The 23,137-nt window shown below is 43.6% G+C and carries 16 protein-coding genes; 9 read left to right on the top strand and 7 right to left on the bottom strand.

Annotated elements, in window-relative coordinates:
* Positions 1-52: 52 nt before the first annotated feature.
* The 7 genes from ACVBIU_RS11800 to ampD form a co-directional block, all read right to left on the bottom strand.
* Positions 53-4,516: an EAL domain-containing protein gene (locus tag ACVBIU_RS11800; protein WP_447163846.1), complete on the bottom strand. Its 4,464-nt coding sequence runs from the start codon at positions 4,514-4,516 to the stop codon at positions 53-55.
* Positions 4,517-4,715: 199 nt separating this feature from the next.
* Positions 4,716-6,143 carry a dihydrolipoyl dehydrogenase gene (gene lpdA, locus ACVBIU_RS11795; protein WP_447160786.1) on the bottom strand — a complete coding sequence of 476 codons (1,428 nt, stop codon included), beginning with the start codon at positions 6,141-6,143 and terminating at the stop codon, positions 4,716-4,718.
* Between the two features lie 231 nt (positions 6,144-6,374).
* The gene (gene aceF / locus ACVBIU_RS11790; RefSeq protein ID WP_447160785.1) at positions 6,375-8,255 is read right to left on the bottom strand and encodes a pyruvate dehydrogenase complex dihydrolipoyllysine-residue acetyltransferase; all 1,881 of its coding nucleotides are present in this window, start codon (positions 8,253-8,255) and stop codon (positions 6,375-6,377) included.
* Between the two features lie 13 nt (positions 8,256-8,268).
* On the bottom strand, positions 8,269-10,929 hold the full coding sequence (gene aceE, locus ACVBIU_RS11785; protein WP_447163845.1) for a pyruvate dehydrogenase (acetyl-transferring), homodimeric type: 2,661 nt from the start codon (positions 10,927-10,929) through the stop codon (positions 8,269-8,271).
* A gap of 110 nt (positions 10,930-11,039) precedes the next feature.
* Entirely contained in the window at positions 11,040-11,792 is a 753-nt protein-coding gene (gene pdhR, locus ACVBIU_RS11780) for a pyruvate dehydrogenase complex transcriptional repressor PdhR (RefSeq protein ID WP_447160783.1), read from the bottom strand.
* Between the two features lie 362 nt (positions 11,793-12,154).
* Positions 12,155-13,006 carry a beta-lactamase regulator AmpE gene (gene ampE / locus ACVBIU_RS11775; RefSeq protein WP_447160782.1) on the bottom strand — a complete coding sequence of 284 codons (852 nt, stop codon included), beginning with the start codon at positions 13,004-13,006 and terminating at the stop codon, positions 12,155-12,157.
* Between the two features lie 96 nt (positions 13,007-13,102).
* Entirely contained in the window at positions 13,103-13,645 is a 543-nt protein-coding gene (gene ampD, locus ACVBIU_RS11770) for a 1,6-anhydro-N-acetylmuramyl-L-alanine amidase AmpD (RefSeq protein ID WP_447163844.1), read from the bottom strand.
* 264 nt (positions 13,646-13,909) lie between these two features.
* Here ampD and nadC point away from each other — a divergent pair, with 264 nt between their 5' ends.
* The 9 genes from nadC to mutT all read left to right on the top strand — a co-directional run bounded on the left by nadC (position 13,910) and on the right by mutT (position 22,742).
* Entirely contained in the window at positions 13,910-14,794 is an 885-nt protein-coding gene (gene nadC / locus ACVBIU_RS11765) for a carboxylating nicotinate-nucleotide diphosphorylase (RefSeq protein WP_447163843.1), read from the top strand.
* Positions 14,795-16,108: 1,314 nt separating this feature from the next.
* Entirely contained in the window at positions 16,109-16,519 is a 411-nt protein-coding gene (locus ACVBIU_RS11760) for a pilin (protein WP_447163842.1), read from the top strand.
* A gap of 62 nt (positions 16,520-16,581) precedes the next feature.
* On the top strand, positions 16,582-18,291 hold the full coding sequence (pilB, locus tag ACVBIU_RS11755; protein ID WP_447163841.1) for a type IV-A pilus assembly ATPase PilB: 1,710 nt from the start codon (positions 16,582-16,584) through the stop codon (positions 18,289-18,291).
* A 145-nt stretch (positions 18,292-18,436) separates the two neighbouring features.
* Positions 18,437-19,705, top strand: a complete 1,269-nt coding sequence (locus ACVBIU_RS11750; protein ID WP_447163840.1) for a type II secretion system F family protein — start codon at positions 18,437-18,439, stop codon at positions 19,703-19,705.
* Positions 19,706-19,769: 64 nt separating this feature from the next.
* Positions 19,770-20,681, top strand: coding sequence for a prepilin peptidase (locus ACVBIU_RS11745; RefSeq protein ID WP_447163839.1), 912 nt, complete (start codon positions 19,770-19,772; stop codon positions 20,679-20,681).
* Between the two features lie 27 nt (positions 20,682-20,708).
* Entirely contained in the window at positions 20,709-21,314 is a 606-nt protein-coding gene (gene coaE / locus ACVBIU_RS11740) for a dephospho-CoA kinase (RefSeq protein WP_447163838.1), read from the top strand.
* An 8-nt stretch (positions 21,315-21,322) separates the two neighbouring features.
* Positions 21,323-22,057: a cell division protein ZapD gene (gene zapD, locus ACVBIU_RS11735; RefSeq protein WP_447163837.1), complete on the top strand. Its 735-nt coding sequence runs from the start codon at positions 21,323-21,325 to the stop codon at positions 22,055-22,057.
* A 59-nt stretch (positions 22,058-22,116) separates the two neighbouring features.
* Complete coding sequence (gene yacG, locus ACVBIU_RS11730; protein WP_447163836.1) at positions 22,117-22,356, top strand: DNA gyrase inhibitor YacG; 240 nt, start codon at positions 22,117-22,119, stop codon at positions 22,354-22,356.
* Positions 22,353-22,742, top strand: a complete 390-nt coding sequence (mutT, locus tag ACVBIU_RS11725) for an 8-oxo-dGTP diphosphatase MutT (protein WP_447160773.1) — start codon at positions 22,353-22,355, stop codon at positions 22,740-22,742. Before yacG ends, mutT begins: the two co-directional genes overlap by 4 nt.
* Positions 22,743-23,137 lie beyond the last annotated feature (395 nt).

Here is a 23,137-nt window from a genome sequence, read left to right as displayed (position 1 = left end):
TATTTAGTGGCTATACGCAAGTAATGGTGGGGATAGATAAATAGACGTGTATTTAAACTTCTACACTTAACGCTTGATTTAATCCCATGTATGACTCTATTTCGGCAAGCGGCATAGGCTTAGCAAAGTAATAGCCTTGAATGACATAACAACCGCGACTAAAGACCTGTTCCAACTGCTCATGAGTTTCAACTCCTTCAGCAACGACATCTAGCTTAAGGTTTCTAGCGAGCTCTATAATACTACTGGCGATCGCTTGATCCGCCTTATTAGTGGCGATATCAATAAGAAAAGAACGATCTATTTTTAGGGTGTTAACCTCAAAGTGGCGCAGGTAAGCCAATGATGAATAACCAGTACCAAAATCATCAATCGCAACATCAATCCCTAATGTCTTAAGCTGTTTAAGATGCTGCTTGGCCACCTTAAGCTCTTTCATCAACACGCCTTCGGTGATCTCTAATGATAGCGCCGCCGCAGGCATATTAGTTTCAGCGACGATCTGCTCTACTCCTTTAATAAAATCGGGCTGACGAAAATGCAGTGCAGAAACATTCACCGATACATTAATAGGCTCGACTAATTGCTTGGCCCAGCGCGCGCCATGAATGCAGGCTTCACGCATCACCCAGCGATCTATGTCTACAATAAGACCACAGGCCTCTGCAACTTTGATAAAGATATCGGGGCGAACAAAGCCTTCTTTTGGGTGGTTCCAGCGCAGTAACGCCTCAACTCCAACCAATTTATCATTTTGTAGGATATCTATCTGAGGCTGAAAGTGTAACTCTAACTCATTGCGCTCTATGGCCTTGCGTAGATCCGCTTCAAGGCGAAGGTGATACAGCGCTTCGGCATTACGCTCCACAGAATAGTACTTAAACTTACCCTTACCCTCTTCCTTAGCATGATACATAGCCAAGTCGGCATTCTTGATTAACGCTTCAGGTTGCTTGGCATCCTCTGGCCACAAACTGACACCGATACTGGTTGAGATATAAAACTCTCGACCATAAAGCTCAAAAGGCAACTCTATACTTGCCAAAAGCTGCTCGCAAAGGTGATTGATCATATCCACATCAGGACTATTACGCAGCAAGATAACAAACTCATCACCACCAAAGCGGCACAATACATGCTCGTCTGCAATTAATGCCTGCAAGCGGTTCGACGCCTCAACTAATAGAGCGTCCCCCATGCTGTGCCCATAGGAGTCATTAACATGTTTGAACCTATCAAGATCCAAAAATAGTAGAGCTAAATTACTACCGTCTTTTTCAGACTGATATACAGATTGAGCCAGTTTACTTGAGAGCAATGATCGGTTGGGTAATCCGGTTAACACATCATAATTAGCTAATCGACGTAAGTCGGCTTCAGTACGCTTTCGCTCAGTAATATCAGAAAATACCACCACATAGTGAGTCGCATCGCCGTTGGCATTAAGGATTGATGAAACGTTAAGCCAAACTGCACAACATTGGTTATCCTCTGCATTTACATGGCATTCACCAGCCCAGGTTAGCCCCTGTTGCAACAGAAGGCTAATACTCGAATTGATTTCATCTGCTTGCAACACTTGCGAAAACGGCAGCCCGATCAAGCTATCAGAATCTAGCCCCATCATGTTTTTGGCAGCTTTGTTAGTCACCTGGACTCGCTCTTCGCTATCAAAAATTAGCACTGCTTCAGAGGTATTCTCAAACGCTTGAGCCAATAAATATACATCATCTTTTAGCTTTCTCTGTTCGGTGATATCGCTATATATACCGGCAACACGTTCAATGACTCCCGTAAGATCATTACGCTTTACAGGACGCCCCATCACTCTCACCCATCCCCAGGTGGCATCGGTTCTCCAATAGCGATATTCAACCTCAAACCTATCGGTACGTTCTTGCAGCATATCTTGCCAAGCAGCCATCACTTCGCTAGCGTCTTCTCTATGGATAGGAAATTGCTCTAACTTAAGGTAGACCTGCGCCTCTTTGTTACTCAATAATCCAGCAATATTTTCCAGACAGAATAGATCGCTATCGAGTTGCCACTCCCAGAGCTCTGAGTTACTGCCTTTTAATGCTTGTTTTAAGCGGTTATCACTGTCGGTAAGCGCTAAGTTTATGCTTTTAAATGCCTTAACTTGGCGCTGACGGATAAAGATAATCCCTAAACCAATAAGCAATAAAACCACAAACAGAACGGCTTTAAACCAAGAGGTCTGCCACCAATATTTTTCAACATAAAAGTGATAAGAATAGGGCGTTTTTGACCAAATATCGTTATTTAAACTCAGAATATCAAGTATGTAGGATCCAGACTCTAATCCTGAAATGTTGAGGTGAGACTTACCATCAAGAAAAATATAACTGGCCTCGTCATCTAAAGCCCCCTGCCTTAAGCGGTATTTTAGCTGCAAAGGTTTAGTGTCGAGATAATTGCTACTCGCTAGCTGAAAGCTGACCAACTGTGCCCCAGGCAAAATATGGTAATTATTCTCCGGCAACAACTTCAACTCGGTGCGATCTTCAAAGTAGATCTCTATCGACTCTAGCAATACCGACTCTTCACTGACTCGATTTTTCAGTAAATCAATGTCTAACAACATAGCGCCATCAGGTGTACCGATATACAGCCCATCTTCAGAGGCGAAGTAAGAGCCTTCGTTCAACTCATCACTTATCAAGCCATCTCGCGGTGAAATCGTCATCAATGACCCATCAATGACATTTTGGCGGATCAGCGACCGCGGGCAACCGATTAAACGGTAGTTACGCACCTCTTCAATAAAAAAGATCCCAGGGCAGGTCACATTCCAGCTATCGGTTAGCTTGTTAATCTCACTCGTATGCATATTAAAAGACACTAGCCCATGAGATTCCAACCCTAGCCACAGTTCATCTTCACCAATCTCTTTAATAAAACGAATGTTAGCTGCGCCACCTAGGCTTGATAAGGGCGCCATTTTTGGATGAAAAGTCAGCTGCGAGTCTAGATAGCCTAATATATGTTTACCACCAAGCCATAAACGATTACTGCTATCTCGGGTCACCGCCACAATTTCAATCGCTAGAGCACTATTCAGTGCGCTGCCAATACGCACAGGTTTGGGTTGCTTAAAGCCTTGCTCCCAATAGAAAAGCCCGCTACTGGTTGCAAACCAAATTCGGCCTTCGATTGCGCTATCAAAGTAAGTGTTAAACACCACTTTATATTCGAGCGAGCTCTGGCCACCTGACCAACTGGCAAAGCTTTGGCTGTGAAAGGTCTTTTTGTTAACCACCGACAATCCATTGGTGGTCGATAACAATAAAAAGTCTTCATCTAAGGAGTCGATTTTATAAATACTGTCGTTTAGCGCAACGCCATGGGGATTAATTAAGTAAGATTGCTGAGTAAGCTTGTCGACTAACATCAGTCCACTATCAGTGCCAAACCACACATGATTGTCTTCGGCATAAATAGACCAAATCACTTCATCTTTTATTCGATAGGGCGCCGCTTTAGTGTATTTGTCTGTTAAAAAATCTGCCTCAACGGTTAAAATGGCCACGCCATCGCCAGAGCCACCAACCCAAATCAACCCCGTATCATCTACCGCAATGTCGTAGGTATAATCGATATTAGATTTAAGTTTTAATTCATTACCATAGAAGGAGCCCGTTTCAGCATCAGGAAACCATCGCAGCAAACCCGCTCGAGTAGAAAGCCATAGATAGCCACGCTTATCTTCGGCAACATTTGTAATATAATATTCGAGTTGCTCAACCTTGGTTATCGACAAAGTTTTTTGGTCGATTTCAAATAAGCCTTTACTTGAGCTTATCCAGGCCCGCCCTGTAGAGTGTTTAAACACATTCTTAATATCTCCCCACTCATCGCGCCATGGCAGCACTTCCAATCTCACACCATTGATATCGCGCACTTCTAGGTGGCTTTCTTTACCGACCAGTAGACGGTTTTCAGACAGAGGCAGCATAATCCGCCATGGGTGATCGGGGTTACTAGGGAGAAAGTTGATCCGCGTAAGAGACATGCTTTGATAGTTAAATCTCAGCAATTCACCATCATAAGTTAAAAAAATACGATCGCCACCACTCTCCTCTACTTGAGAGACAATGCCACCGCCGCGATATTGAGGAAATAATTGTGGGCTACCAAACTCAATAAACTCGTTGGTATAAATATCATAAAGGTAAATTTGATAAGCACCACTAACCAGGATATGACGCTGACTAAGTGGCTCTGCAAGATAGAGAATACTATCACTGAGTTTTGACTTCTCGCCGACCTTATCGATACGGCGGACTTTATGACTACTTACGCGATATAACCCCTCCTCTGTCGCCAGCCAAGTATAGCCGTGTTCATCGAAGCTTATATCCCACACCGTCGCATTAACCAATCCATCATCAGCGTTAAACACCCGCTGCACATCACCGCTGGCCAATGCTGGAGCAACGCATGTCGTAATGAATAACAGAAAACTAAGCCAAACCTTTTTGATTATTATCCCCATCTACTTTATGGCTTTACCAAACAAATCTGAATGTATCATTTAGATAACATAGATTCATCATTTGATTACCTAAAAAGTGCTCTTCCGATCAGTTGATCTTTAAAACTCGCTTTCTTATGGAGTAGATGATGAATTTCTGGCAATAAAAAAGCGCTCAAAAGAGCGCTTTATTGGGTTCAAAGCAATGTTGATTAATTGCTTACTTTTTCTTCTTTGCCTTTGGGTTTGGCAGATCAGTAATTGAACCTTCGTAAATCTCAGCAGCTAAACCCACTGACTCATGCAATGTTGGGTGCGCATGGATAGTCAGTGCTAAATCTTCAGCATCACAACCCATTTCAATGGCTAGGCCGATTTCACCTAGAAGCTCACCACCATTAACACCAACAATAGCACCACCGATAACACGGTGAGTCTCTTTGTCGAAAATAAGCTTAGTCATGCCGTCAGCACAATCAGACGCGATAGCACGGCCACTTGCAGCCCATGGGAAAGTCGCAGTTTCATAAGCAACACCTTGCTCTTTTGCTTCTTTCTCAGTTAAACCAACCCACGCAACTTCTGGGTCTGTGTAGGCAATTGATGGAATAACTTTAGGGTCGAAGAAGTGCTTAAGACCAGAAATCACTTCTGCAGCAACGTGACCTTCATGCACACCTTTGTGTGCAAGCATTGGTTGACCAACGATGTCACCGATTGCAAAGATGTTTGGTACGTTAGTACGCATCTGCTTATCAACGTTGATAAAGCCACGCTCATCAACATTAACGCCCGCTTTTTCTGCGTCTAGACCTTTACCGTTTGGTACACGGCCGATTGCAACCAATACTGCATCATAACGAACTGGCTCAGCAGGGGCTTTCTTGCCTTCCATTGTTACGTAGATACCGTCTTCTTTCGCTTCAACCGCAGTGACTTTGGTTTCAAGCATCAAGTTGAACTTCTTCTTGATTTTCTTGGTATATACGCGAACAACGTCTTTATCAGCTGCTGGAATAACTTGGTCGAACATCTCAACCACGTCAATCTCGCTACCTAGTGAAGAGTAAACTGTACCCATTTCTAGGCCAATGATGCCGCCACCCATAACAAGTAGCTTGCCAGGAACTTCTTTAAGCTCTAGTGCATCAGTTGAATCCCATACACGTGGGTCTTCATGAGGAATAAATGGCAATTGAATTGGGCGAGAACCCGCAGCAATAATCGCTTGCTCAAAATGAACAACTTTAACGCCATCTTCGCCTTGAACTTCTAGCGTGTTAGGACCTGTGAACTTACCAAGACCGTTAACCACGTTAACTTTACGCATCTTAGACATGCCGCCTAATCCGCTAGTCAACTGACCGATTACTGATTGCTTGTATTCACGAAGCTTATCAAGATCAATTTGAGGCTCACCAAAAACAACACCGTGGCTTGAAACCGCTTTTGCTTCTTCAATGACTTTAGAAACATGAAGCAAAGCTTTAGAAGGGATACAACCTACGTTTAGACATACTCCGCCTAACGTGCTGAAACGTTCAACAATAACAGTATCTAGACCTAAATCTGCAGCACGGAATGCAGCTGAATAGCCAGCAGGGCCAGCGCCTAGTACAACTACCTGAGTTTTGATTTCGTTACTCATGTTTTCCTCTATTCTTTTTATGTCGTTGGTGGCACCGACTTAACGATAAATACCGACTCAACGATAAACTGTGGCCAAATCTTGTAAGGTGGCCGCATTTTAACCTTTGTTTGATGCTGATCACAATCCTAGAAACGCTTAATCTTGCTGATGTTTACTAATAGTGCCAATTCAGCGAATTAGATAAGCTATCTAGAAAATAGGCTGCTTGAATCAAGCAGCCTATTTGGATTAAAGCACTAAGGTACGAATGTCTGACAAGCAGTTATTCAAGTACGTGATAAAGCGAGCACCATCAGCGCCATCAATCACTCGGTGATCGTAAGATAGTGATAGCGGTAGCATCAAGCGTGGCTCGAACTCTTTACCATTCCATACTGGCTTCATATCTGATTTAGACACACCTAAAATAGCTACTTCAGGTGCGTTAACGATAGGCGTAAATGCCGTACCGCCAATGCCGCCAAGGCTTGAGATAGTGAAGCAACCACCTTGCATATCCGCAGCAGTTAACTTACCACCACGGGCTTTCTTAGAGATTTCTTTCAGCTCATCAGAAAGCTCATGAATGCCCTTCTTGTTCACATCTTTAAATACTGGAACAACTAGACCGTTTGGCGTATCAACCGCAATACCTACGTTAACGTACTTCTTCAAAATCAAGCTTTCGCCATCTTCTGACAATGAAGAGTTAAAGGTTGGGAATGCTTCTAGTGCTTTAGCAACCGCCTTCATGATGAACACAAGCGGTGTGATCTTCATACCAGACTCTTTCTTCGCTTCGGCAGCATTTTGCGCCTTACGGAAAGCTTCTAGTTCAGTGATATCAGCATCATCCCACTGGGTAACATGCGGGATCTTCACCCAGTTACGGTGTAGATTAGCACCAGAAATCTTCTGAATACGTGATAGTGGCTTAACTTCTGTTTCACCAAACTTGCTGAAGTCCACTTTTGGCCATGCAAGTAGGTTTAGCTCGCCGCCACCAGCTGCAGTTTTAACTGCGCCAGACTCAACTTGTTTGATCACCGCTTTGATGTAGTTTTGAACATCTTCTTTAACGATACGATTCTTACGACCAGTCCCTTTAACGTTAGCTAGGTTAACACCCAGTTCACGTGCCATACGGCGGATAACTGGAGAGGCGTGAGCGTATGCATGGTTCTCTACAAAGTCTTCTTTTGCAGCAGGTGCAGAAGCCTGACTAGCAGGAGCTTGGCTAGCAACCGGCGCTACAGCTGGTGCCGGAGCAGCAGCTTGTACAGGTGCAGCAACAGGTGCGCTACCTGCGACTTCAAACGTCATAATCAAAGTACCGGTAGACACTTTGTCGCCTTGAGCGATTTTAATCTCTAATACTTTACCAGCAAAAGGTGCAGGAACTTCCATCGCAGCTTTATCGCCTTCAACACTGATAAGAGATTGCTCTTCAGTAACAGTGTCGCCTACTTTAACCATGATTTCAGTCACTTCAACTTCATCACCGCCAATATCAGGTACATTAATATCTTGTACTGATGGTGCTGATGCCACTGCAGCAGGTGCTGCTACTGGCGCTGCCGCTGCTGGAGCTGCAGAACCTGCAACTTCAAAAACCATCACTAAGCTGCCAGTAGAAACCTTGTCACCAACAGCAACTTTGATCTCTTTAAGTACACCAGCAAATGGTGCAGGAACTTCCATAGAAGCCTTATCACCTTCAACGCTCATCAGTGATTGTTCTTCTGTGATGCTGTCACCAACAGTCACTAATATTTCAGTCACTTCAACTTCGTCGTCGCCAATATCTGGTACGTGAACTTCTTTTAGCTCAGCCGCTGCTGGAGCCGCAACTGGTGCAGCCTCAACAACTGGCGCAGCTTCTGTTGTAGCTACTGCAGAGTCAGATTCAAAAATCATAATTAATGAATCAGTAGACACTTTGTCGCCTACTACAACTTTAATTTCTTTAACAATACCCGCTTGCGATGCTGGAACTTCCATCGCTGCTTTATCGCCTTCAACAGAGATAAGCGATTGCTCTTCTTCAACCTTGTCGCCTACGCTAACAAGGATCTCTGTTACTTCAACCTCATCGGCACCAATGTCAGGTACATTAATTTCGATTGTCATTTTGTATTGCCTCTTACGCGTATAGCGGGTTTGTCTTGTCAGCGTCGATGTTGAATTTAGCAATTGCAGCTGCAACTACTGACTTTTCAATATCGCCACGTTTAGCGAGTTCATTCAGTGCAGCTACAACAACGTAGCCAGCGTTCACTTCAAAGTGACGACGTAGGTTTTCACGGCTGTCTGAACGACCAAAACCGTCTGTACCTAGTACTTTGAATGATTCAGAAGGCATAAATGCACGAACTTGTTCTGCATAGTTCTTCATGTAATCGGTTGCCGCAATTGCAGGTTCGCTGCCCATTACTTGAGTAATGTACGCGGTCTTTTGCTCAGCTTCTGGGTGCAGCATGTTGAAACGCTCAACATCTTGACCTTCACGAGTTAGCTCGTTGAAAGAAGTCACAGAGTAAACATCAGATGCTACATCGTACTCTTCACTCAAGATTTGAGCCGCTTTACGTACTTCGTTCATGATAGTACCCGAGCTCATTAGCTGAACCTTGTTGCTACCAGTGTACGACTCAAGCTTGTAGATACCTTTACGAATACCTTCCTCGCTGCCTTCTGGCATTGCAGGCATCGCATAGTTTTCATTCATCAGCGTCAAGTAGTAGAACACGTTCTCTTGGTCGCCATACATACGGCGGATACCGTCTTGCATGATAACGGCTAGCTCATACGCGAATGTTGGGTCGTAAGAGATACAGTTTGGAATCGTGTTCGCTTGAACATGGCTGTGACCATCTTCGTGCTGTAGACCTTCACCGTTCAATGTTGTACGGCCTGCTGTAGCGCCTAATAGGAAGCCACGAGCTTGCTGATCACCCGCCATCCATGCCATGTCGCCAACACGTTGGAAACCAAACATTGAGTAGTAGATGTAGAATGGGATCATAGGTAGATCGTTAGTGCTGTATGACGTTGCCGCAGCAACCCATGAAGACATAGCACCTAACTCGTTGATACCTTCTTGCAATACTTGACCAGAAGTCGCTTCTTTATAGTAAGACACAACACTGCGATCTTCAGGCGTGTATTCCTGACCGTGCGGGTTGTAAATACCGATTTGACGGAACAGACCTTCCATACCAAAAGTACGAGCTTCATCAGCAATAATAGGAACGATATTCTTACCAATGCCTTTGTTCTTTAGCAAGATGTTCAAAGTACGAACAAATGCCATAGTGGTAGAGATTTCACGCTTTTGCTCAACAAGCAAAGGAGCAAACTCTTCAACTGCAGGTAAGTCTAACGGCTTAGTGAAGTTAGGCAGACGCTGCGGAGTATAACCGTGCAACGCGTCACGACGAGCGTGTAGGTACTTATACTCTTCAGAACCTTCTTCTAATTGTAGATAAGGTAGTTCAGATACTTTCTCATCGCTTAGTAAGTCTTCAAGTCCAAGACGGTTACGTAACTGTAGTACGTGAGTCATGTCCATCTTCTTCACGCCGTGAGCAATGTTCTTGCCTTCAGCCGCTTCACCCATACCGTAACCTTTAACTGTTTTAGCTAAGATGACTGTAGGCTTGCCTTTAGTTTCTTGGGCATTTTTGAATGCCGCATAAAGCTTAGATGAGTCATGACCACCACGCTTAAGCGCGAAGATCTCTGCATCTGTCATGTCAGATACAAGGGCCGCTGTTTCTGGGTACTTACCGAAGAAATGCTCACGTACATAAGCACCATCTTTAGATTTGAATGTCTGGTAATCACCATCGATGGTTTCATTCATAAGCTGTAACAGCTTACCCGTGGTGTCTTTAGCAATCAGTGAATCCCAGTTGTTGCCCCAGATCACTTTAACTACGTTCCAGCCTGCGCCTCTAAATAGGCCTTCAAGCTCTTGAATAATCTTACCGTTACCCATAACAGGACCATCGAGGCGCTGTAGGTTACAGTTAATTAGGAAGCAAAGGTTATCTAACTTTTCACGTGACGCGAAAGAGATAGCACCACGAGATTCTGGCTCGTCCATCTCGCCATCACCTAGGAAGGCATATACGCGCTGCGCTGAAGTATCTTTTAAGCCACGGCCATCAAGGTACTTAAGGAAACGCGCTTGGTAAATTGCCGACATTGGGCCAAGACCCATAGATACTGTCGGGAACTGCCAGAACTCAGGCATTAATTTAGGGTGCGGGTATGATGGAATACCTTTGCCATCAACTTCTTGACGGAAGTTATCTAACTGATCTGCAGTCAAACGGCCTTCAACAAATGCGCGCGAGTAGATACCAGGAGAGATATGACCTTGGTAATAAACTAAATCACCACCGTCAACTTCGTTCGGAGCTCTGAAGAAATGGTTAAAACACATTTCATAGAATGAAGCCGCCGATTGGTAAGACGCCATGTGGCCGCCGAGGTCTAAATCTTTTTTAGACGCACGCAGCACGATCATGATCGCGTTCCAACGGATAATTGAACGCAAACGGCGCTCAATTGTTGTATTACCAGGATATGCAGGCTCTTGGCTCGTAGGAATAGTGTTGACGTAGTTGGTAGTAATACCCGTCGCCATATCGACACCGTCGAGACGTGCCTTATCAAGTACTTGCTCAAGTAGATACTGAGCACGCTCAACACCTTCTTCGCGTACAACTGATTCTAAAGCAGACAACCACTCATTAGTTTCTAGTGGATCAACGTCATTTAGCATATGTTCAGACATTTGCAGTCCTTTCCTATACGTAATACCTAAGGCACCATTGTCAGTGCTTAGTGTATTTAAATAATAAAAATATGGTTTGGTGACAAGCTTTTGCTCAAAACTGAGTTAGCTTAAACACCACTCTTTAAGCGACGCAGGCTACGCTGCAATCGACTGTCTTCTTCCCGTACAGCCAACATCACTTCTTCAATGTAACTTAAGTGTTCATTGGAAGCTTCGCGTGCTGCTTCTGGATCTCGGCGAATGATGGCTGCGAGTAGTGCTCGCCTGTGGTCATTTGCCGTAGTAGAGGCTTCTTCGCGTCGGCTTAAAAGCTCTAAGTTCTGTGCCACGTTTTTGTGCAGCACAGGGGATAAACTTAATACAAGATGCAGCATAGCCACATTATGTGATGCTTCGGCTACTGCGCGGTAAAAACGCACAATGGCATTAGCTTGCTCTTCAATCTCTTTCGCTGCTTCTACTTCTAAAATGGTGCGCTTGATATTTTGCATATCAGCGTCGTTACCACGAAGTGCAGCAAAATACGCCATCATGCCTTCAGTGGCATGACGAAACTCCAGCAAGTCATACTGACTTTCTGAATCTGAGTGCATAAGTTCAACGATTGGATCGGCAAGACTTTGCCAAAGCTGTTCTTTTACATAGGTTCCGCCGCCTTGGCGACGCATTAACAAGCCTTTTGCTTCTAGCTTTTGAATCGCTTCACGCAAAGAAGGTCGAGAGACTTCAAACTGCAACGCCAGTTCACGTTCTGGGGGGAGCTTCTGTCCTGGTTGGATACTACCTTCCAAGATCATCTGCTCTAACTGTCCCATAATGACGTCAGAAATTTTTGGCTGGTTTATTTTGCTATAAGCCATACTGGGCCTCAGCTCCTATTGTAAATTGGTCTTACCAATTTAATTGACTGAGCGCACTTTATCAAATCACACTTTGGAAGTCCAGTTAGTGATCTCCATCAAATCTATGCGCGATGTGTGAGCATAGCTGATTTTTTTCACTATGGGGTCAGACCAATGTGCCAAAATTGACAATTAGCGCATTGATAATAATTATTATAAGCAATTAAACATGGAGAGATTTTTGGTAAATGGATAAGGATTAAAAGAGAATGCGCGATCAGTTAAATGTCGATAAATCGCGCAACTTTCGGTTTAGATAATTCGGTAAAACTAAATTTAACACCTGCTAATTTTTCATTAAAAACACAACCAAACGCTCATTAATTAACCACGCCAAATATCGTCATTAGTGAAAGTACGGTAATCAGCAAAATAAAATTACGCTTACTTAACTGCAGTAATGAGATAGTCGATTGCAAACAGATGGGGGCAGACGATGACTCAGGTAATGTTTCTGCTGCTATAGCAACATGCATAATCGTGTCACGCGCTGATGATTTGGGATTTAATGCGTGTGACAACCAGGCCGAAATAGCCTGTCTGAAATGGCCGCTTAATACGTAGCCAAAGGAGAACACTCGGCTCGGGATCCAATCAAGTACAAACAACAGGTTATCGACTAACGGTAGTGGAGTTTCATATTGACGACTCTGCTCACTATAAAAGCGCACGGTGCAATACAGTACTGCGCCAACGGGCCCTAATATAATAAGATAAAGTGCAATGGCGCCATAATAACGGTAATTAATCCACGCCACACTTTGGCCGACCTTTTCACCCAGTTCTTTTTCATTCACTGAATCTAAGCTTTGACTCGGATCCAACTCGTTCGCGTAAATGAAACAAGCTTGCGAGTCTGCTCGGCAAGCAGCTTGAATGTAGCGTTTAAATGCCTGCCTCTGGGCATTATGGCTAAAACACAATACGGCTATCGCCACCCATAAGGCAACGCTCACTGCGCCCCACAACATGCCCGATGCAAGCCATGACAACAGATAAACGATGATTGCCGGTAACAAAATAGCCAGAGCCATCATTGGCAATGACTGATCATGTTGCTCATTAACCAATGATTTATGGTACCTAGACAATAAAGCATCGAACTGCCAGCGATCAGGCAATAATCGTAATCGTTCAACTAAAATTGCAACTAATAACGCAAACAAAGCCATAGCATATACCTTAAATGTTAACGCGCTAACCACTGACCTCTTTACTGCTTGGTCAAATAGTAGCGCCTAATTCCAGCACCTAATTCCTGCACCTAGTTACAGCGCTGCTTTAAAACGCTGCCAATCAAAACTTGTTCCCGGGTCGGTTTTCCGCCCCGGCGAAATATCACTGTGGCCTGTAATACGCGTAGGCGTAATGTCAGGATAATTGAGCATCAAGCTGTGAGTCAGCTCAATTAACTTTTGGTACTGCCTATCCGAATAAGCCGCAGTATCCGTCCCCTCAAGTTCGATACCAATTGCAAAATCATTACAATTACTACGACCGGCAAACTCAGACACACCAGCATGCCAGGCTCTATCATCACACGATACATACTGCACTAGCTCGCCATCACGCCGAATTAAAAAGTGCGCCGATACGGCCAAGCCTTGCAAATCTTTAAAACTCGCATCGGCTTCAATATCAAGCGTCCCCTGAAATAACTGGTCGATATAAGGCTCCCCAAAACAGCCTGCTGGCAGACTAATATTGTGGATCACCAGTAAACTAACTTCATTATCAGGTCGTTGATTACAATGCGGTGAAAGGCAGAATCGTGCCTGAGTCACCCAGCCATCAAGTAAATTCAGTGACAAAACAGAGATCCTAAAGCAAAAATAATAGATTCACTTTAGCAGTTTTAACCCTATGAATATAGTCGCGCTTTTGAGATATATCATCCCAAAAAAAGCAACAATTCCAGAGCATAAGCCGCAATAATGCTAACTCTCCCCCTAAAACTTTATGTTAAGATTAAAGGCACTATTAAAGCGTGCCCATGTATACAACAGTTATAACCGCAGTTAGATGCCAGTTATATCAGTTATATGCCAGTTATAAGTCAGTAAGGACAGCCCACCATGCTTGAAAATGATATTCGACTCTCAGTCAAAGCAGCTTTGGATGAAGATTTAGGCCACCAAGGTGCCAATTCAAATCTCACTTCAACACAGAGATCCGATGCAGACATCACTGCACTGCTTATTCCAGCCGACAAAATTGCACAGGCAAGCTTAATCACCCGAGAAGAAGGGGTGTTTTGTGGCAAGGCCTGGGCTGAACAGGTTTTTAATCAGTTAGGTAGCGAAGTTGCACTGCATTGGCATGTGGATGACGGCGATTTAGTCCTGCCTAATCAACTTTTATGTGAGCTTGAAGGTCCAGCCAGAGCCATCCTAACCGGAGAGCGCACGGCGATGAACTTTATCCAAACATTATCTGGTGTGGCCACGCTCACCAAGCATTATGTTGATAAGCTTGCAGGCACCCATACTCGCCTATTAGATACTCGTAAAACGATTCCCGGCCTGCGCACAGCACAAAAATATGCCGTTAGCTGTGGTGGCGGCCAAAATCATCGCATCGGTTTATTCGATGCATTTCTGATTAAAGAGAATCACATCATGGCCTGTGGCAGCATAGCCAAGGCAATTGCAGCGGCCAGAGCGTTACGCGCCGATAAACCTGTCGAAGTTGAAGTTGAAAGTATTGATGAGCTAAAGCAGGCTCTCGACGCACAATCCGACATAGTGATGCTAGATAATTTTGATATCACCATGATGATAGAAGCAGTTGAGCTTAATAACAGCTATAAAGCCAGAGGCCTAGGCGTAAAACTAGAAGTCTCAGGTGACGTCACTATCGACACTATTGCTAACTTTGCCAAAACCGGTGTCGACTTTATTTCCGTCGGCGCGTTAACAAAGCACGTTCGCGCACTAGATCTGTCATTAAGACTTAAATAAACACAGCTTAACCGCAGTTAAGCTGTAAAAAAGGTTGGCGAGCGCTAACCTTTTTACTTTTAAAGAACTAGCCAACTGCCCGTTACTTCTCCACGCTTTTTACCTATCTTCACTTTTAACTGTAATTAAAGCGCACGACTGTGATTCTAATACTCGACTCTCTAAAACATCAAAAATAAAGCCTAAAAGACTATAAAAGACTGTATTAGTTATCACATCTTATCGCATAAATGCGAAACAGTTATGACTCTTCATTTAAACACGCTGATTGAATCAAAGAATAATTATTAACCATCGAAATACTGGCTAGCTGACTTAATATCAATAAACCTATGTTTGAATTTTTATGTTATTTAAACGCTAAGCTATGCTTATTCAAACAGTTGTATTTTATCTAATGGATTATTAAGTCACCATAATTGAGCCCAACCTTTAGCAATATCTGCCACATATCTAGTACTTAGCTTCCGTCCTCACCAACAAACCAGAACTGCAGTGTTAACTATTTTAGCGTAAAACCATCAACAAGAGTCTTGATGTAGATTCGATTTCCACCCACACCATAGCTACCAATACTTATAAAAAACGAACAAAACCATTTTTTAAACTGAGGCTAAATGAACCTACACTTCAGTAAATAAACCAATGACAAAAGGTTCAAAAAAATGACACCTTCACCATATACGTCAATATACAGTCGACACAAACACAACTCTCATAACCTTTTTACTAAAAAACCTCCATTTTCAGAAAAAATCATAATTAGATGGATACTTTATAGCAATCCGGTATTCCATTTTCATTAACTTTGTACTAACTTGCACTTAGGCAAATAGCCGCTTTGATTCACCTGTTATTAATGTAAATAGAGAGAAAGCTTAAATAACTTTTTGACTGTACAAATTACAATCAAATTTTATTGGCAGTATTGATGCCAATGTATGTACAAATTTAATACTCTGCATACATGAGCAAAAATCACTTTATTAACAACTAACCAGGTAATCACATAACTAAAACTTGATATAAGATAGACACTGATACCTCTCGTCGCGCTAGTCATCATTTATTCATGATTAGCATGGAGCTTCATGATTAGCATGGAGCAATGCGATGTGCTAACGCAGGAGCATCAAGCAAGGTTGAAGCACTATTTACACTGAATATATTTTTGGATACGCGCTTAATCCAATTATTAAACCCGTGCTAATCATATCTATGACTAGCGGTGATTAATAATTTACGAGATAACTAATCGAAATACCATGATTAGGCCGCTAGCCAAAACTTTTAAGCTTTCTAATGGAGATAGATATGAAACAGTTACAAATGAACAAAGCTAAGGGCTTCACCCTAATTGAATTGATGATCGTAGTGGCGATTATCGGTATTTTGGCAGCAATCGCATTGCCTGCTTATCAGACATATACACAGAAAGCTCGTTTTTCTGAGGTTGTTTTAGGTACCAGCGCATACAAATCTGCTATTGAAGTCTGTTTTCAGACGAAAACGGCTGGTTGTGACACATTAGGAAGTGATGGTATTCCAGCGGCTACTGCTGCAACTGGCGCTACAGAAATCAGTACCGTAACTTGGGATGGTACTGACCTAGAAGTGACTTCTGGTGATGCCGATTTAGGATCATATAAATTATCAACCAAGAGCACTGTTGGAAATGCAGTAATCTGGGAAACTCCTGTCTGCTCTGTTGGCGCAATGTGCTAATTAAATTAGTGGCTCAAGGCGACTAAGCTTTGAGCCACTCTTAAGTTACATAAGACATAACCATGCCAACTACCGGCTTACACCTAGGATTATCTACCCTATTTATTCGCAAAGGTTTACTCAGCGAAGAACAGATTGCATCCGCTGTAACCAATTCTCGTAAACATAAAACCTCATTAGTTAGCACTATTATTAGCAGCAAACTAATCTCGGCTCGAGAAATCGCCGAGCTGTGTTATCAAGAATATGGCACGCCGCTGCTAGATCTCAATGAATTTGATATTAACTCTATTCCTGAAGAGTTCATTAATAAAAAACTGATCGAAAAGCATAAATGCCTGCCGCTATTTAAGCGCGGCAATCGCCTCTATATCGCCACATCTGATCCCACTAATATCGCAGCACTGGAAGATTTTCAATTTAGCGCAGGCCTGCACGCTGAAGCGATTCTAGTTGAAGATGACAAGCTCACTAAAGCGCTAGAGAAAGTGTTAGAAGATGATATTAGCGGCCTAGATCTTGATAATATCGATGCCGATGCCTTAGCAGGCATCGAGGTAACAGACACAGATAAACGCGAGCAAGAGCAAGCTGGCGACGGCAAAGATGACGCGCCAATTGTCATCTATATCAACAAAATTTTAACTGACGCCATCCGTAAAGGTGCGTCAGACTTACACTTTGAGCCTTACGAGAAGCGTTATCGCATTCGCTTTCGTATCGATGGCATCTTGCATGAAGTCTCCGAGCCGCCGGTAAACTTATCAGGCCGTATATCTGCCCGCTTAAAAGTGATGTCAAAGCTTGATATTGCCGAGCGCCGCGTACCGCAAGATGGCCGTATTAAGATGAAGCTATCGCGCACAAAATCTATCGACTTTCGTGTTAGTACCTTGCCCACCATCTGGGGCGAGAAGATTGTAATGCGTATCTTGGACTCCTCATCTGCCCAGCTCGGTATTGAAAAGCTCGGTTATGAAGATGACCAAAGATTATTGTATGAAGAGATGCTCTCTAAACCTCAAGGGATGATATTGGTGACTGGCCCTACAGGCTCAGGTAAAACCGTCTCGCTTTATACTGGCCTAAATATTCTTAACACCGAAGAGCGTAATATTTCAACCGCCGAAGATCCGGTCGAGATTAACCTCGAAGGCGTTAATCAGGTTCATATTAATTTAAAAGCGGGGTTAACCTTCGCTTCAGCTCTGCGCTCATTCCTGCGTCAAGATCCTGATGTGGTGATGGTAGGTGAAATTCGAGACCTGGAAACCGCTGAAATTGCCATTAAAGCGGCGCAAACCGGACACTTAGTATTATCGACCCTGCATACAAATTCTGCGGCTGAAACTTTAACCCGCTTAATCAATATGGGGGTGCCAGGTTACAATATCGCCAGCTCAGTTAATTTGATTATCGCTCAGCGCCTTTCAAGACGCCTCTGCCCAACCTGTAAAGCCCCGGAAGATATCCCTGCCGATGAGCTATTAAAGCTCGGTTTTAGTCAGCAACAAGTCGATACAGGCATAACCCCTCACAAACCTGTCGGATGTGATCTCTGCTCAGGTGGCTATAAGGGCCGTGTCGGTATCTATGAAGTGATGAAGATGTCTGATGAAATTGCCCGCACGATTATGGAAGGCGGCAATTCGCTACAAATTCTCAAACAAGCGAAAAGCCAGGGCATGCGTGATTTGCGCGATTCAGGCCTGTTAAAGGTTATTCAAGGCGTCACCAGTATCGCAGAGATTAATCGCGTCACCAGCTTTTAATCGACACCATTAATAGACATCATTAATAGACACAATAAAATGGCTTCAGCCTTAAAATGTGCAGCTCAAAATTAACCGACATGAAGCGTTACCTAAAATAACGATTATAAAATCACGAAATAGAATAACGATATAAAGGGCCGCCATGGCAATCGTAACCAAAAGCTCCAAGCAAGCAAGAGAGCGAAAGAAAACGCAAAAAACTCAGCCTAAAGTTATCACCTACACCTGGAGCGGTACCAACCGCGATGGCGGTAAAACCTCTGGTGAATTACGAGGTATTTCTAGCGCAGAAATTCGCGCCCAATTAAAAGCTCAAGGGGTTATTCCAAAGGCTGTTCGTAAAAAGTCGGCGCCGCTATTTAAATCTGAAAAAAAAATCACCGCGATGGACATCGCCATGATGACCCGGCAAATCGCGACCATGCTGGCAGCAGGCGTCCCCATTGTGACCACGCTTGAAATGCTCGGTAAAGGCCATGAAAAACCCAAAATGCGTGAACTGTTAGCAACCATAGTTAACGATGTACAATCAGGCATTCCACTTTCTGACTCGTTAAGACCGCATCGACAATACTTTGATGATCTCTATGTGGATTTAGTCGGTGCAGGTGAACACTCTGGCTCGCTAGACCAAGTGTTTGATAGAGTTGCCACTTATAAAGAAAAATCTGAAGCCTTAAAATCAAAAATCAAGAAAGCGATGTTCTATCCTGCCGCTGTTGTGATTGTGGCTATCTTAGTAACCGCCTTACTGCTGTTATTTGTAGTGCCACAATTTGAAGATATCTTTAAAGGCTTTGGCGCTGAGCTTCCCGCTTTTACTCAATTCATTATTAACATCTCCCGCTGGCTGCAGGCCTCTTGGTACTTCTTTGTTATCGCCATTATAATTGGCATATGGAGCTTTAAGCGTGCACACCTTAACTCGCAGATGTTCCGCGATAGAGTAGACGAACTAATACTAAAAATCCCTGCTATTGGCGACATTTTACACAAGGGCGCCATGGCCCGCTTTGCACGAACGCTTGCAACCACCTTTGCTGCAGGTGTGCCGTTAATTGAAGGTCTTGAGTCTGCCGCTGGCGCATCGGGTAATGCCGTATACAAGAAAGCGATTTTAAAAATCCGCACCGAAGTAATGTCGGGCATGCAGATGAACGTCGCTATGCGCACAACCGGTCTGTTTCCGGATATGCTGATTCAGATGGTGATGATTGGTGAAGAGTCCGGATCACTTGATAATATGCTCAACAAAGTCGCTAATATCTACGAGATGCAAGTGGATGATGCCGTTGATGGCTTATCAAGCCTGATTGAACCTATTATGATGGTGGTGATTGGTACTGTTGTTGGCGGCCTAATTGTGGGTATGTATCTGCCTATTTTCGAAATGGGTAATGTTGTAGGATAGGGCCTCTTTAATAAATACCAAAGACGCGGAATTATTGTCGCGTCTTTACAATTTAAGAATAATAATGACTGAACTAATTTCTGTTTTTAGCCAAACCCCCTGGCTTTTTATCGCACTAAGCTTTGTTTTTGCCGCTGTTATCGGCAGCTTTTTAAACGTAGTCATTCATCGTATGCCGGTAATGATGAAGCGTGAGTGGCAGCAAGAATGCAATCACTACTTAAGTGAATACAAAAAACAGGTGTTCGATAGCAATAAAAAACTGCTTGAAGCGCCAATCGATGCTTTTCCAGAGAAATACAATTTAGTTGTTCCCGGCTCTGCTTGCCCTAAATGCAAAACCAATATCAAACCGATGCATAACCTGCCCATTCTTGGTTGGTTAATGCTAAAGGGCAAATGCGCGGCATGTAGCAATCCTATTTCGGCTCGCTACCCTATTGTTGAACTCATTACTGGCGCACTCGTTGCCTTTTTAGCCTGGCATTTTGGTCCCACATTAGAGTTTGCGCTAACCACTTTACTGACATTTTGTCTTATCGCGTTAACCGGGATAGATCTAGACGAAATGTTACTGCCAGACCAGATTACTCTGCCGTTATTATGGCTGGGGCTCATCATTAACTTAAGTGGTACCTTTGCGACAACATCAGATGCCTTAATAGGTGCAGCAGCAGGGTACTTGAGCTTATGGAGCGTGTTTTGGCTGTTTAAACTGCTTACAGGCAAGGACGGCATGGGCTATGGCGACTTTAAGCTGTTAGCCGTTTTTGGCGCCTGGTTTGGCTGGCAAGTGCTGCCTTTGGTTATCTTACTGTCATCACTTGTTGGCGCCATAGTCGGTATCGCACTTATCGTGTTCAAAAAATTAAATCATGGTAACCCGATCCCGTTTGGACCTTACATCGCTGCTGCTGGCTGGATAGCGATGATCTGGGGCGAAAGCATTACCAACTGGTATCTTTCTACCTTATAGAGGGGCGTAAAGAGTAAAGGAATCACTATGGCTGACTATATAGTTGGACTAACAGGCGGGATCGGTAGTGGCAAAACCACTGTCGCAAACCTTTTTGCTGAGCTCGGGATTACGCTCGTTGATGCCGACATTATCGCCCGCGAAGTGGTAGCTAAAGGCTCTACAGGTCTTATCAAAATTGCAGAACACTTTGGCTCAGACACGCTACTCGCTGACGGTAACCTTGATCGTGCAAAGCTTAGAGAAAAGATATTTTCAAATAACGCCGAGCGACTATGGCTAAATAACCTATTACACCCAATGATTCGAGAATCAATGCTGCAGCAGTGCAAAAATGCACAATCAGATTATGTAATTATGGTTGTACCCTTGCTATTTGAGAACGGGTTAGATAGGTTAGTAGATCGAACACTTCTGGTGGATATTTCGCCGGAGCTGCAGCAACAAAGAACGATTAGCAGAGATGCGGTTACTGCAGAGCAGGTAAAAAATATAATAGGCAGTCAAGCTCCTAGAGCTGAAAAACTGTCAAAAGCTGATGATGTCATAGACAACCATGGAGAGATATCGGCGTTAAAGTGCAAGGTACACGCACTACATAACTTTTATTTAAAATTATCCAGTAATTCTTGAATAACGCCATGACTGAATTGATCTATGAACAACCTCTGAACGAAAAAACTCGTAGTTACTTGCGCCTAGAATACTTGGCTGAGCAACTACAGGCTAACCTAGATCAAGATCATCAGCATCGCTGTTTTTATCCCCTTTTCTCATTGTGTGAACTTACCGAGCGCTGCGATTACCGCGGTGAAGTGCTCAAAGATTTAGATAGGCAACTGTTTGCCTTATCAAAATGGCAATCTCTACCCACTATCAATGATGAGCAAGTTGAGCTTTACATCTCAAAGTTGAGTACGTGTAGAGACATATTACAAGCCGCTCAACGCCCAGGTCATGAACTAAAGCATGACCGCTTCTTGTCTGCATTGAGGCAAAGATTCAATATGCCCGGTGCGAGTTGCAATTTCGACTTACCACAACTGCATTATTGGTTAGCAAAACCGTGGCAGGTTCGCCAAAGTGAATATCAAGATTGGGTGGGTCAGTTTGCAAGCATACTGTCACCGGTAAAATTACTGCTAGATTTAACAAGGCAAACTACACAGTACCAAGTAAAACAGGCTAGTGGCGGCTTTTACCAAAGCAATAGTGAACAGCCTTTATCACTGATAAGAGTCAAACTCGCCGCCGAACAGGGCTGCTACCCAACCATTAGCGGACATAGAAACCGCTACGCGATACATTTTGTGCAATTCGACCAACAGAAGCATTCTGACCAAGCGATCGAATTCGAGTTGGCAACCTGCACTTAACGCTTTAAAATCTACTTATACACTTTTAAACGTCAGGCTCTAAGCTGACAAGGTTCATTATGTCTTTAACCGTAAAATGCCCGACTTGCCAAAAGCCCGTAACCTGGAATGCTGAATCTGAGTTCAAGCCATTTTGCAGCGAACGCTGTAAATTAATCGATCTTGGAGATTGGGCGTCAGAGAAAAATGCCATCCCAGTAAAATCAGAGTTCGATCCTGAAATGCTAGATCAATTAGGCTACGACGAGGATGACTTTTTTCTAGATAAAAACCCATTTAAAGATGATAAAAACCAATGAGCAAACTGATCCACGTTGCTGTTGGAGTGATCCAAGATAAAAATCAACGCATCTTATTGGCAAAGCGTCCTGAACACCTGCACCAAGGCGGAAAGTGGGAGTTCCCTGGTGGTAAGGTGGAAAAGTCAGAGACGACTTCAGAAGCGCTCATTAGAGAGCTTAAAGAAGAAGTAAACTTAGACGTAAATGCTACCGAACCCATGATGGAAATCCACCATGACTATGGTGATAAGCAAGTCTTCTTAGATATCCATTGGGTAACCAATTTTAGTGGTGAGGCAAAGGGCTTAGAAGGCCAGCTAGTCAACTGGGTTGAAAGAGAACAACTCAGCCAGTACGAATTCCCCGATGCCAATAAAGCCATCTTAGACAAAATCCTTAGCTAGAGTTAACCTCAACGATTACAAACGAAAAAGCCCGCTACATAGTAGCGGGCTTTTTCGCTTCTCTTTCGAGAATCCTTTTTTGTCTTCACTTTTACAAAAGTGAAATAAAAGTGGCGACTACTCTCGTAGTTCGCGCAGCGAACACATGGGGGTGAAAGTTGGGCGCTTTGAATACGCAGTATTCAGTCTGACTTGAACGCGGAGTAACTTGTTACGAAGCTGGGGAACCCGCTCAGCGGCGGGCGACCGTCATGGATGACGGAAGTGTCGATTATGCAGGAGCAATAATCTAATCGACATCGGGAGTCGTTCTTTTCACGCAGCGTATATACGAAAAAAGCCCGTTGCGTTAGCAACGGGCTTTATCGCTTCTCTTTCGAGAATAATTAGGCGCC

The organism is Shewanella sp. 30m-14 (assembly GCF_052977125.1).
This window is presented reverse-complemented; position numbering and strand designations above follow the sequence as displayed.